This is a genomic window from Pseudomonas sp. Irchel 3A7, assembly GCF_900187565.1.
Taxonomy (GTDB): Bacteria; Pseudomonadota; Gammaproteobacteria; order Pseudomonadales; family Pseudomonadaceae; genus Aquipseudomonas.
Map to the genome: position 1 here is coordinate 63384 of NZ_FYED01000015.1, position 12589 is coordinate 75972.

At 61.0% G+C, this 12589-nt stretch carries 10 protein-coding genes; 6 read left to right on the plus strand and 4 right to left on the minus strand.

What is annotated here, in order from left to right; genetic code table 11:
- Window positions 1-87 precede the first annotated feature (87 nt).
- The 3 genes from gcvT (at window position 88) to gcvP (ending at window position 4744) form a co-directional block, all read left to right on the plus strand.
- Window positions 88-1170, plus strand: a complete 1083-nt coding sequence (gcvT, locus tag CKW21_RS23440; RefSeq protein WP_095196278.1) for a glycine cleavage system aminomethyltransferase GcvT — start codon at window positions 88-90, stop codon at window positions 1168-1170.
- Between the two features lie 49 nt (window positions 1171-1219).
- Complete coding sequence (gene gcvH, locus CKW21_RS23445) at window positions 1220-1603, plus strand: glycine cleavage system protein GcvH (RefSeq protein WP_095196279.1); 384 nt, start codon at window positions 1220-1222, stop codon at window positions 1601-1603.
- A gap of 267 nt (window positions 1604-1870) precedes the next feature.
- Entirely contained in the window at window positions 1871-4744 is a 2874-nt protein-coding gene (gene gcvP / locus CKW21_RS23450) for an aminomethyl-transferring glycine dehydrogenase (protein ID WP_095196280.1), read from the plus strand.
- 177 nt (window positions 4745-4921) lie between these two features.
- Here the strand turns inward: gcvP and CKW21_RS23455 are convergent, their stop codons facing one another.
- From CKW21_RS23455 to CKW21_RS23465, 3 genes are all read right to left on the minus strand, one after another.
- Entirely contained in the window at window positions 4922-5239 is a 318-nt protein-coding gene (locus tag CKW21_RS23455) for a DUF2388 domain-containing protein (protein WP_095196281.1), read from the minus strand.
- Between the two features lie 72 nt (window positions 5240-5311).
- Window positions 5312-7096 carry a GspE/PulE family protein gene (locus CKW21_RS23460; protein ID WP_095196282.1) on the minus strand — a complete coding sequence of 595 codons (1785 nt, stop codon included), beginning with the start codon at window positions 7094-7096 and terminating at the stop codon, window positions 5312-5314.
- Between the two features lie 90 nt (window positions 7097-7186).
- Window positions 7187-7516, minus strand: coding sequence for a hypothetical protein (locus tag CKW21_RS23465; protein WP_095196283.1), 330 nt, complete (start codon window positions 7514-7516; stop codon window positions 7187-7189).
- A 126-nt stretch (window positions 7517-7642) separates the two neighbouring features.
- Here CKW21_RS23465 and CKW21_RS23470 point away from each other — a divergent pair, with 126 nt between their 5' ends.
- Window positions 7643-8107: an Lrp/AsnC family transcriptional regulator gene (locus CKW21_RS23470; protein ID WP_095196284.1), complete on the plus strand. Its 465-nt coding sequence runs from the start codon at window positions 7643-7645 to the stop codon at window positions 8105-8107.
- A 97-nt stretch (window positions 8108-8204) separates the two neighbouring features.
- Here the strand turns inward: CKW21_RS23470 and CKW21_RS23475 are convergent, their stop codons facing one another.
- Complete coding sequence (locus CKW21_RS23475; RefSeq protein ID WP_095196285.1) at window positions 8205-9572, minus strand: inorganic triphosphatase; 1368 nt, start codon at window positions 9570-9572, stop codon at window positions 8205-8207.
- Between the two features lie 156 nt (window positions 9573-9728).
- On the opposite strand from CKW21_RS23475, the gene argE reads away from it, so the two are divergent.
- Window positions 9729-10898 (plus strand): acetylornithine deacetylase, encoded by a 1170-nt coding sequence (gene argE, locus CKW21_RS23480; protein WP_095196286.1) that lies wholly within the window; start codon window positions 9729-9731, stop codon window positions 10896-10898.
- A 265-nt stretch (window positions 10899-11163) separates the two neighbouring features.
- On the plus strand, window positions 11164-12462 hold the full coding sequence (gene argA, locus CKW21_RS23485; RefSeq protein WP_095196287.1) for an amino-acid N-acetyltransferase: 1299 nt from the start codon (window positions 11164-11166) through the stop codon (window positions 12460-12462).
- Window positions 12463-12589: the final 127 nt, after the last annotated feature.

The window sequence follows — 12589 nt, forward strand, 5'->3', positions numbered from 1 at the left end:
AGAAGTCGGCTGGAAGCCTTTTGTTTCAAGGCTTTTACTCGATAGAGCACTCGCCCGCACCTTCGCCACGCCCGGAAGGAGAAACCCATGGGACAGCGTACGCCTCTGTATGACCTTCATCTCGCCCTCGGCGCGAAGATGGTCGATTTTGGCGGTTGGGATATGCCTCTGCATTACGGATCGCAGGTCGAGGAGCACCATGAGGTGCGCCGCGATTGCGGTGTTTTTGATGTATCCCACATGACCGTGATCGATGTCGACGGCCCCCAGGCCAAAGCCTGGTTGCAGCATTTGCTGGCCAATGATGTCGAGCGCCTGCACAGCTCCGGCCGCGCGTTGTACAGCACCATGCTCAACGAGCGCGGCGGCATCGTCGACGACATGATCGTCTACCGCCTGGACGATGGTTATCGTCTGGTGGTCAATGCTTCAACCCGCGATCAGGACATCGCATGGATGCAAGCCCATCTCGACGGCTTCGACGTGCAGCTCAGCGAACGCTCCGAGTTGGCGATGCTGGCGATTCAAGGCCCTCACGCCCGGCAAAAGGTTGCTGAATTGGTGACCCAGTCCCGCGGCAACCTGATCCAGCTGCTCAAACCCTTCGAAGGGCAGCCCGACGGTGACTGGTTCATCGCGCGCACCGGTTACACCGGTGAAGACGGTCTGGAAATCATCCTGCCGGCCGATCAGGCGCCGGGGTTTTTCAACGACCTGGTGGGCGCGGGTATCTCCCCGATCGGCCTGGGCGCGCGGGATACCTTGCGGGTCGAGGCCGGCATGAACCTGTACGGTCAGGATATTCATCAAGACGTTTCACCGCTGGCATCCAACATGGCCTGGAGCATTGCGTGGGAACCGGCCGCCCGCCAGTTCATCGGGCGCACCGCGCTGGAAGCCGAGCGCAGCGCTGGCGTACAGCACAAACTGGTCGGTCTGGTCCTTGAGGAGCGTGGGGTTTTGCGCGCTCATCAAGTGGTCCGTATCGCCGATGTTGGCGAAGGAGAGATCACCAGTGGTAGTTTCTCTCCTACGCTTAGCAAGTCGATTGCACTGGCGCGCGTGCCGATGGCAACTGCCGACCGCGCGGAAGTGGAAATCCGTGGCAAGTGGTACCCGGTCCGAGTGGTCAAACCGACCTTCGTACGCCATGGCAAAACCTTGATCTAACCTTTTCTGGCGGCAATCACCGCTGACAATATCCTTGAGGACACAGAACATGAGCGATATCCCTGCCGACCTGCGTTTTGCCGAAAGTCACGAATGGGCTCGCCTGGAAGCCGATGGCACCGTCACCGTGGGCATCAGCGATCACGCGCAGGAAGCGCTGGGTGATGTGGTGTTCGTCGAACTGACCGAAGTGGGTAAAACCTTCGCTGCCGGCGATCAATCCGGTGTAGTGGAGTCGGTTAAAGCGGCGTCCGACATCTATTCCCCGGTGTCCGGTGAAGTGATCGCGGTCAACGAAGACTTGAGCGCTTCGCCGGAACTGCTCAACAGCGACCCGTACGGCGCGTGGATCTTCAAGCTCAAGCCAAGCGACAAGGCTGAGCTGGACAAGCTGCTCGATGCGGCCGGATACAAGGCCGCCATCGGCGAATAAGCTTTAAGCGTCATCCCAAAGCCCCGACCTGTCGGGGCTTTTTTGTCTGCCCGGTTCCCCCTTGTGGGAGCGAGCCGGCTCCGGGCGGCGTTCCGACGAATACGGCTTAACATGTGACATTGATTTCGACTGACCCACCGCTTTCGCGAGCAGGCTCGCTCCCACAAGGGAATCAGGTTTTCCTGCAGGTTCGCTGTTGGCAGTGACTGCTATGCTGGTTTGACCGTGTTGCATCGACGTTGAGCGCCAGTCAAGAGAGAGCCCGTCATGTCCCAGTTGCCGTCCTTGAGCCAATTACGCGACCCCAATGCCTTTCTTCGCCGCCACCTCGGGCCGGATACCGCCGAGCAGCAGGCCATGCTCGACAGTCTCGGCCTCGGTAGCCGGGTCGAGCTGATCGAGCAGACAGTGCCACCGGGGATTCGCCTGAACCGGCCGCTGGATTTGCCGCCGGCCCTCGACGAAGAGGCCGCGTTGGCCAAGCTGCGAGGCTACGCCGAACAGAACCAGGTCTGGACCAGCCTGATCGGCATGGGGTATCACGGCACACTCACGCCGGCTGTCATCCTGCGCAATGTGCTGGAAAATCCCGGTTGGTACACCGCGTACACACCCTATCAACCGGAAATCGCCCAGGGGCGGCTCGAAGCACTACTGAATTTCCAGCAATTGACCATCGACCTGACCGGGCTGGAGCTGGCCAATGCCTCGCTGCTGGATGAAGCTACCGCGGCGGCGGAAGCCATGGCCCTGGCCAAACGGGTGGCCAAGTCGAAAAGCAATGTGTTCTTTGTCGATGAAAACTGCCATCCACAGACCATTTCCGTGGTGCAGACCCGCGCCGAAGGCTTCGGCTTCGAGTTGATCATCGACGCTGTGGATAACTTGAAGCAGCACCAGGTGTTCGGCGCGCTGCTGCAATATCCCGACACTCATGGCGAGATCCGCGACCTGCGTCCGTTGATCGATCATCTGCACGCCCAGCAGGCGCTGGCCTGTGTGGCGGCTGATCTGCTGAGCCTGCTGCTGTTGACGCCGCCTGGGGAGTGGGGGGCAGATGTGGTGTTCGGTTCTTCCCAGCGCTTCGGCGTGCCCATGGGCTATGGCGGGCCGCATGCGGCGTTTTTTGCCAGTCGCGACGAGTACAAACGGGCGATTCCCGGGCGGATCATCGGCGTGTCGAAAGATGCACGCGGCAACGTTGCCCTGCGCATGGCCCTGCAAACCCGTGAGCAACATATTCGCCGTGAAAAAGCCAACTCGAACATCTGTACCGCGCAAGTGCTGCTGGCCAACATCGCCAGTTTCTATGCGGTCTACCACGGCCCGGAAGGGCTCAAGCGCATAGCCCAGCGCGTGCACCGACTGACCTGCATCCTCGCCGCGGGCCTTGAACGCAAGGGCATCACGCGCCTCAACCGGCATTTCTTCGACACCCTGACCCTGGAAGTCGGCGGCACCCAGACCGCGATCATCGAGAGCGCCCAGGCCGCGCAGGTCAATTTGCGCATTCTGGGACGCGGGCAATTGGGCTTGAGCCTTGACGAAACCTGCGACGAATCCACCGTAGCCAAGCTGTTCGATGTATTCCTGGGAGCCGATCATGGGCTGAGCGTCGATGAACTCGATGCCGAGGCGCTGGCTCCCGGTATTCCGAGCCCTTTGCAAAGAACCACCCCCTATCTGCGCCATCCGGTGTTCAACGCCCACCACAGCGAAACCGAGATGCTGCGCTACCTCAAGCAGCTGGAAAACAAGGACCTGGCACTTAATCAGTCGATGATCCCGCTGGGCTCTTGCACCATGAAACTCAATGCCACCAGCGAGATGATCCCGATTACCTGGCCGCAGTTCGCCAATCTGCATCCATTCGCACCGAAAGAGCAGGCGGTCGGTTATTCATTGATGATCGAAGAACTGGAGCGCTGGCTCTGCGCGATCACTGGTTTCGATGCAATCTGCATGCAGCCCAATTCCGGTGCCCAGGGCGAGTACGCGGGGCTGCTGGCGATCCGCAAATATCATGAGAGCCGTCAGCAGGGCGGGCGGGATGTCTGCCTGATCCCGTCTTCGGCCCACGGCACCAACCCGGCCTCGGCGCAGATGGCCGGGATGCGTGTGGTGATTGTCGAATGTGACGAAGCAGGCAACGTCGACCTGGATGACCTGAAAGAAAAGGCCGCCGAAGCCGGCGACAAGCTCTCCTGCCTGATGGCCACCTATCCGTCGACCCACGGCGTGTACGAGGAAGGCATCAGCGAGATCTGCGAAGTTATCCACAGCCATGGCGGCCAGGTCTACATGGACGGCGCCAACCTCAATGCCCAGGTCGGGCTGGCGCGGCCGGCGGACATTGGCGCCGATGTGTCCCACATGAACTTGCACAAAACCTTCTGCATTCCCCATGGCGGTGGCGGGCCGGGCATGGGGCCGATTGGCGTACGTGCGCACCTGGCGCCGTTCGTGGCCAATCACCCGGTGGTGCCGATCGAGGGGCCGCTGGCGCAGAACGGTGCCGTCAGTGCCGCGCCCTGGGGCAGCGCGAGCATCTTGCCGATCAGCTGGATGTACATCGCCATGATGGGCCCTCAACTGGCCGACGCCAGCGAAGTGGCGATCCTCGCCGCGAATTACCTGGCCCGGCACTTGTCCGGGGCGTTCCCGGTGCTCTACACCGGGCGCAACGAGCGGGTGGCCCACGAATGTATTCTCGATTTGCGACCGCTCAAGACGTTGACCGGCATCAGCGAGGAAGACGTCGCCAAGCGCCTGATGGACTATGGCTTCCATGCACCGACCATGTCGTTCCCCGTGCCGGGCACGTTGATGGTCGAACCGACCGAAAGTGAATCGAAAGCGGAACTGGATCGCTTCATCGGTGCAATGCTGAGCATCCGCGCGGAAATCACCGAGGTGCAGAACGGCAACTGGCCGGCCGAGGACAACCCGCTCAAACGAGCGCCGCATACCTTGGCCGATATCACCGGGATTTGGGAACGTCCCTATAGCATCGAACAAGGCGTGACGCCGGATGCTCACACCAAGGCCCACAAGTACTGGCCGGCGGTGAACCGGGTGGACAATGTGTATGGCGACCGGAATCTGTTTTGTGCCTGTGTGCCGCTGGACGAGTACCGCTGAGACTTCTGGCTACGCATAACCCCTGTGGGAGCGAGCCTGCTCGCGAAAGCGGTGTAGCAGTCACGATGATTTCGACTGACCTATCGCCTTCGCGAGCAGGCTCGCTCCCACAGGGGATTTCTGCATGCCAATAAAAATGCCGCTCAAGTGAGCGGCATTTTCTGTTTGGCTGCAAAGTTATTCCGAAGCCACGGCATTCTTCGCCAGGATCGCATTCGCCAGTTCCATGTCCGTGGCCTGCAGGCCCGGGTTGTCGGCGCGGACTTTCTGCATCGCAGCTTCGAGATACGGGCCGCGGATGCCGCCGTCACTGGCGACGAAACTGCCGGCATCGTCCTGGGCAGCGACGATCAGCTTGTGATCCTTGAAGGTCAGGTAGGTCGAACCGGTGGTTGCACCGGAAGTAAGAACGTTACGCCAAAAGCTATCAGCCATCGCCGAGCCGACAGGCAGGGACAACAGGGCGATGGTAGCGACAGCAAGTTTGAGACGCATAGAAGGTAACTCCACTGGATAAACTACCGCCTTTGATAGCGATTCCCCCAATCGAGTTCCATTGCCGCTTACCTACTTCTGCTCGCTCTGCGGCGTCACGCGCAGGACCTCCTCGACCGTGGTCAAGCCGGCCGCCACCTTCTGTGCGCCCGACAGGCGCAAGCTGCGCATGCCTTCCTTGAATGCCTGACGCCGCACCGCCAGTAAATCGGTGTCGGGACTGATCAGCGCTTTCAGACCGTCGGTCAATTGCATGATTTCGTACACCCCGGCGCGGCCGTGATAGCCGGTGTCGCGGCATTCCAGGCAGCCGATGGCGCGTTGAGCGTTGGTGGGCAGGGGGGCTTGCCAGGGCCGGGTCAGTGTTTGCCAGTCTTCTTCCCCCAGGGTGTTCGGAGCCTTGCAATGCGGGCACAAGGTTCGCACCAGCCGCTGGGCCATGACCCCGAGCACCGTGGCCTTGATCAGGTAATGCGGCACGCCCAGTTCCAGCAGGCGGCTGATGGCGCTCGGCGCATCGTTGGTGTGCAGCGTCGACAGCACCAGGTGACCGGTGAGGGCGGCCTGGATCGCCATCTCGGCGGTTTCGAGGTCGCGGATCTCGCCAATCATGATGATGTCGGGGTCTTGTCGCATCAGTGCGCGCACTCCGGAAGCGAAGGTCAGGTCGATGTTGTGCTGGACCTGCATCTGGTTGAACGCCGGCTCGACCATTTCAATCGGGTCTTCGATGGTGCAGAGGTTGACCTCCGGCGTCGCCAGTTTCTTCAGTGTGGTGTACAGCGTGGTGGTCTTGCCGGAACCGGTCGGCCCCGTGACCAGAATGATGCCGTTGGGTTGACGGGTCATGTCCTGCCAGCGCCGCAGGTCATCGGCTGAAAACCCCAGCTGATCGAAGTCCTTGAGCAACACCTCCGGGTCGAAGATCCGCATGACCATTTTTTCGCCGAAGGCAGTCGGCAGGGTCGACAGCCGCAGCTCCACTTCGCCGCCATCCGGGGTCTTGGTCTTGACCCTGCCATCCTGGGGTTTGCGTTTCTCCGCGACGTTCATCCGCCCCAGGCTTTTCAGGCGGCTGACGATGGCCATGGTGACTTGCGGCGGGAATTGGTAGACGTTGTGCAGCACGCCGTCGATGCGAAAGCGCACCGTGCCTTGTTCGCGCCGGGGTTCAATGTGGATATCGCTGGCGCGCTGCTGGAAGGCGTACTGGAACAGCCAGTCGACGATGTTGACGATATGCGCGTCGTTGGCATCCGGCTCCTGATCGCTGGCGCCGAGATTGAGTAACTGTTCGAAATTGCCCAGGGTGCTGGTCTGCTGATCGGCGTTGCTCGCCCCCGTAACCGATTTGGCCAGGCGGAAGAACTCCACGCTGAAACGCTGGATATCCACCGGGTTGGCCACTACACGCTTGATCGGCAGTTTCAGTACGTGCGTCAAGTCGGCTTCCCAGCCGTTGACGTAGGGCTGGGCGCTCGCCACCGTCACGGCGTCGCGGTCGATGGAGACCGCGAGAATCTTGTGGCGCTGGGCGAAGGCGTAGGACATCAGCGGTGTCACGGCCGCGACGTTGATTTTCAGCGGGTCGATACGCAGGTAAGGCTGACCAGCCTGTTGGGACAGCCACAGGGTCAGGTTTTCCAGGTCCAGGTGCTTGCCGGGACGACTGAGGTCGTTCAGCTGTTGGCTGGCGATGAACTCCAGGGGGTGCATCTGGCCATGAGCGGCGTGGCGGCGACGGGCATTGAGCGCCTGTTCGGCCGAGTCCTGGCTGATGAAGCCCTGGGCGACCAGCTCACGCAGCACATCATTGAGATCCAGCCAGCGGTCCTGAAGGGCGAGTTGAACGGACATGCGGGCTCCTTTTGAACAACAGTGCGCAAAGGATAGTCGTGGCGCCACAGACCGTTGGGCCACTACCCGACGAAGCCGTATCGGTTTTTTTCAGCCGGTTGCCTGAGCGGCTTCAACCCAGGCAGGGTCGGCACTTTGCAGATCCACCGAGCAGATGCTGATCAGGTTGCGAAGTTTTTCTGCGATCACTTGGGCGCGGTGCCAGCTCAGTCCGTCGATGACCACCTCGATGGCCAGCAAATCGTCCTGGCGCTGCACGTGCACCTCATCCGGCGTCAAGCACTGCAAGGCGAACAGGTTGAGCGCGCGGCACAGCAGGTCGGGCTCGGCTTCGGCCAGTAATTGGTAGCGCACGCGGGAGTGAACGTTACTGACATTCCAGACATCGGCGCGGGTGTTCACGGCTTCCAGGTGCGGCATGGTTGTTCTCCATCATCAATGGAGAAATTTTTACATTTGGTGGCGGGTATTTCTTATCTATGATGGGCTGAATCACGGTTCAATCGAATCGTATGATTCATAAAATCATCTTTCAAAGGTTTTTCTATGCAAAGCGAACTGGACGGCTACGACCGCAAGATCCTGGCGTTGCTTCAGGAGGACGCTTCGCTTTCCAGTGCGCAGATCGCCGAACAGGTGGGACTTTCGCAGTCGCCCTGCTGGCGGCGGATCCAGCGGATGAAAGAGGAGGGGATCATTCGCGCCCAGGTGACCCTGCTCGACCGCAAGAAAATCGGCCTGAACACGCAGATTTTCGCGCAGGTCAAACTCAACGCCCACGGACGCTCGAACTTCACCGAATTCACCGAGGCGATTCGTGGGTTTCCCGAGGTGCTGGAGTGTTACGTATTGATGGGGGCGGTGGATTTCATGTTGCGGATCGTCGCGGCGGACATCGAGGCGTATGAACGCTTCTTCTTCGAGAAGCTGTCGATGGTGCCGGGGATTCAGGAGGTCAACTCGATCGTGGCTTTGTCAGAGATCAAGTCCACGACGAGTTTGCCGGTCTGATGTTTTGCGGGGGATGTGGCTGCCTCTTCGCGAGCAGGCTCGCTCCCACGGGAGAACGCATTTCAATGTGGGAGCGAGCCTGCTCGCGAAGGCGGTATTACAGACGCAGCAAAGTCTTCCAGGCCCGATTCTGATACACCGCAATCGCTTGCTGCTTGCGCGCATGCAGGGCTTCGTCGGTGATCGGTTCGTTGGCCAGTTGCGCCAGTTTGTTCAGCTCGCCATACAGGCGATCCATTTCCGGGATTTCCAGCACGTTGCGCGCGTGGTGCAGCCAGGCCTGGATACGTTCGATACGCGGCAGTTGCTCGGCCAGGTCTTCCGGTTGTTGCTGGTAGCGCTGCAATTGCAGCGAGTTGGCTTCTTCGCCCAACAGTCGCGGCAACCAACTACCCAACTGCGCAGCGCCCTGGCGATTGCCACGGGTGTTGCGGTCGGCGGTCCAGGTGCGGGCCAGCAACCAGCGTGAAGTACTCAGGGAGAACAGGCCCCAGCGCGGGTCTTCGAGTTCTTCGAGGAACTGTTCCGGCGCGGCTTTACGCACGTCTTCATCGTCCATGCCGGCCTGGACCAGCGGGCGCCAGTCTTCCAGCAAGGCATCCAGTGCGGCGCGCAGGTCGTGGGTCGATTGACGCGGCGCGGCCTGGCCGAGGCTGCTGACCAGTGCACGCAACTCGGCGAGGTTTTCCACCCAGTCTTGCAGCAATCGCCAGTGGCCGTTGAAGCGATACTGCTCGGCCAGACGCTGACTGCTGGCCAGCAAATGCCAGCACAGGGCGGCGAAGGCGTCGTCCAGCGGTGTTTCGGCAGTGAGTTGTGGTGCCGGCAAGCTCAACGAATAGCTGTTGGCGTCGTGCAAGCGATAACCGCGTTCGGCCTTGCTGATGTCACAGGGCATCAGTGGCAGGGTCGCGGCCAGTTCAGCGGCCAATTCCAGCAGCGCGGCCGGTTCACCTTCGCGCAGCTCCAGTTCCAGTTCGCAGATTTCTTCTTTCTGCTTGCCAACGATTACCTGGCCCAGGTCCAGCGCGGCTTCGATGACCACTTTGGACTTGCCGCGACCCCAGGCGATCTCGGCGTATTCGCGCACGAAATCGGTGGTGAAGATCGGCTTCAGGGTTTTCTTGTCCAGCTCGGCCAGCGCTTCGGGCCAGCATTCGCCGTCGAGTTTCTTCACATCGAGCTTGGCTTTGGGCAGGTGCCATTCGAACTCGTTACGCTCCGACAGACCGGCGACGCTCTGGCCGCGGGTCTTGAGGGTCTGAATCACGGCATCGCCGTCCTTGCGCAGGCGCAGGGCCACCTTGGCGCGGGCCAGGTCGCGCTCGGGCGTGTCGAAGTACTGGTTCATCAACTCACGGCTTTCCCAGCCACTTTTGTTGCGTTTTTTCAGTAACGGGTGCTCGCGCAGGGCGGCGAGGGTTTCGCGGCTGACGCGGAGTTTGATTTCGGTTTCTTTCTGCATGGCCGGAAAATCCAGGATCGGGAGCGCAGCCGGGGGAATGTGTGGCTGCCAAGGTCGTGCAGTGTACAGGACTCGTTCAACCTACGCGCCGCAACGGTTTATTCCTGTCATTGGATGGCTCTATGATGGACTTCAATTCGGGAGTTGGAGCCAGCGATGCCTTTGCCATCCATGAAAGATCAGTTCGCTGCACTGATCGCTGCACCGTCCGTCAGTTGCACCCAGGCGAGTCTCGATCAATCCAATCGTCCGGTGATCGACCTGCTGGCCGCCTGGCTCGGTGACCTCGGGTTTGCCTGCGACATCCAGCAGGTCAGCCCCGGCAAATTCAATCTGCTGGCCAGTTTCGGCAGCGGCCCCGGCGGCCTGGTGCTCGCCGGTCATAGCGACACGGTGCCGTTCGATGGCGCGCTGTGGCAGACCGATCCGCTGAAGCTCACCGAAGTCGACGGTCGTTGGGTCGGCCTGGGCAGTTGCGACATGAAGGGCTTTTTCGCCCTGGCCATCGAGGCGGTGAAGCCGCTGCTCGATCAACCGTTCAAACAGCCGCTGCTGATCCTTGCCACCTGTGATGAAGAAAGCTCGATGTCCGGTGCCCGGGCGCTGGCTGAAGCGGGGCGCCCTTTGGGACGGGCAGCGGTGATCGGCGAACCGACCGGACTCAAACCGATCCGCATGCACAAGGGCATCATGATGGAGCGCATCGATATCCTTGGGCAGAGCGGTCATTCCTCAGACCCACGCCTGGGCCACAGCGCCCTGGAAGCCATGCACGATGCCATCGGCGAACTGCGCGGCTTGCGCCTGCTGTGGCAGCGTGAATTTCGCAACCCGCAGTTCAGCGTGCCGACCCCGACCCTGAATCTCGGTTGCATCCATGGTGGCGACAACCCGAACCGCATCTGCGGCCAGTGTTCGCTGGAATTCGACCTGCGACCCTTGCCGGGCATGGACCCCAAGGCGCTACGTGCGGAGATTTTGCAGAGGCTCAGGCCGGTCGCCGAGCGGCATCAGGTCAAGATCGATTACGCGCCGCTGTTCCCCGAAGTGCCGCCGTTCGAGCAGGCCGAGGACGCGGAGCTGGTGCGAATCGCCGAAAAGCTGACCGGCCATCGTGCCGAAGCGGTGGCGTTCGGCACCGAAGCGCCTTATCTTCAGCGACTTGGCTGTGAAACACTGGTGCTCGGCCCTGGCGATATCGCCTGCGCCCACCAGCCGGGGGAATTCCTCGAAATGTCACGTTTGCAGCCTACGGTGCATCTATTACGTCAGTTGATTGAACATTACTGCCTGACACCGGCCAAAACTTCGGTGCCAATGGGTTAAATGCGATCAATGTGGGAGCGAGCCTGCTCGCGAATGCGATGGGACAGGCACATCGATGTCGACTGAAAGACCGCCTTCGCGAGCAGGCTCGCTCCCACAAGGTCTGTGTTTTGGCCGAAAGGCCGTATAAATTGCCGGTATCCCAACCCGTATTCATGAGGAGAGCGCGCGTGTCGCCAAGCCTGTTCCGACGATAACCATCAGCCCGCTGTGCGTTTTCTGTTTCGCCCTTTTTTAGGCTGCTATTTATTACAGGCCCAGGTTCATGCCCGAATACGTCAATTGGCTTCGTCACGCTTCGCCTTACATCAACGCCCACCGCGATTGCACCTTTGTCGTCATGCTTCCCGGCGACGGTGTCGAGCACTCCAACTTCGGCAATATCGTCCACGACCTGGTGCTGTTGCACAGCCTGGGCGTGCGGCTGGTGCTGGTGCATGGCTCCCGCCCGCAAATTGAAGCGCGCCTCGCCGCCCGTGGCCTGACCCCGCATTACCACCACGGTATGCGCATCACCGATGCCGCGACCCTGGAATGCGTGATCGACGCCGTTGGCCAACTGCGCATCGCCATCGAAGCACGGCTGTCGATGGACATGGCTTCCTCACCCATGCAGGGCTCGCGCCTGCGGGTGGCCAGCGGAAACCTGGTGACCGCACGACCGATCGGTGTGCTTGAAGGCGTCGACTATCACCACACCGGCGAAGTGCGCCGGGTCGACCGCAAGGGCATCAACCGCCTGCTGGACGAGCGTTCCATCGTGCTGCTGTCGCCATTGGGTTACTCGCCGACCGGCGAAATCTTCAACCTCGCCTGTGAAGACGTCGCCACCCGCGCCGCCATCGACCTGGGCGCGGACAAACTGCTGCTGTTCGGTGCTGAAGAAGGCTTGATCGATGAACACGGGCGACTGGTGCGTGAGTTGCGTCCGCAACAGGTGCCGGCGCATCTGCAGCGTCTGGGCAGCAACTACCAGGCGGAGCTGCTCGATGCCGCAGCTGAAGCCTGCCGGGGCGGCGTGGCCCGCAGCCACATCGTCAGCTATGCCGAGGATGGCGCGCTGCTGACCGAACTCTTCACCCGCGACGGCGGCGGTACGCTGGTGGCCCAGGAACAGTTCGAAGTGGTGCGCGAAGCGGCCATTGAAGACGTCGGTGGATTGCTGGATTTGATCAGCCCGCTGGAAGAGCAGGGCATTTTGGTGCGGCGTTCCCGGGAAGTGCTGGAGCGCGAGATCGAGCAGTTCAGCGTGGTCGAGCGTGAAGGCATGATCATCGCCTGCGCGGCGCTGTATCAGATTGCCGATTCGGATGCCGGTGAGCTGGCGTGTCTGGCGGTGAACCCGGAGTACCGTCATGGCGGTCGCGGCGATGAACTGCTGGAGCGCATTGAAACCCGCGCCCGGGCCCAGGGATTGAAAACCTTGTTCGTCCTAACTACTCGCACGGCCCACTGGTTCCGCGAGCGTGGTTTTGCGCCGAGCAGCGTCGAACGCCTGCCGTCAGCGCGGGCGTCGTTGTACAACTATCAGCGTAACTCGAAGATCTTCGAAAAAGCCCTCTGATCGCCCCACTCACTGTAGGAGCGAGCTTGCTCGCGATGAACTCGAAGGCACCGCGTTCATCCAGGACGCCTTCGTCATCGTTGACGTCCATCGCGAGCAAGCTCGCTCCTGCAAGTCCTGCGAAAAA

Coding starts and splice junctions, on each gene's coding strand:
- CKW21_RS23460 (WP_095196282.1), bottom strand. CDS start 7,096: ATGTCCGTTCAACTCGCCCTTCAGGACCGCTGGCTGGATCTCAATGAT.
- CKW21_RS23455 (WP_095196281.1), bottom strand. CDS start 5,239: ATGCGTCTCAAACTTGCTGTCGCTACCATCGCCCTGTTGTCCCTGCCT.
- gcvH (WP_095196279.1), top strand. CDS start 1,220: ATGAGCGATATCCCTGCCGACCTGCGTTTTGCCGAAAGTCACGAATGG.
- argE (WP_095196286.1), top strand. CDS start 9,729: ATGCCTTTGCCATCCATGAAAGATCAGTTCGCTGCACTGATCGCTGCA.
- gcvP (WP_095196280.1), top strand. CDS start 1,871: ATGTCCCAGTTGCCGTCCTTGAGCCAATTACGCGACCCCAATGCCTTT.
- argA (WP_095196287.1), top strand. CDS start 11,164: ATGCCCGAATACGTCAATTGGCTTCGTCACGCTTCGCCTTACATCAAC.
- gcvT (WP_095196278.1), top strand. CDS start 88: ATGGGACAGCGTACGCCTCTGTATGACCTTCATCTCGCCCTCGGCGCG.
- CKW21_RS23470 (WP_095196284.1), top strand. CDS start 7,643: ATGCAAAGCGAACTGGACGGCTACGACCGCAAGATCCTGGCGTTGCTT.
- CKW21_RS23475 (WP_095196285.1), bottom strand. CDS start 9,572: ATGCAGAAAGAAACCGAAATCAAACTCCGCGTCAGCCGCGAAACCCTC.
- CKW21_RS23465 (WP_095196283.1), bottom strand. CDS start 7,516: ATGCCGCACCTGGAAGCCGTGAACACCCGCGCCGATGTCTGGAATGTC.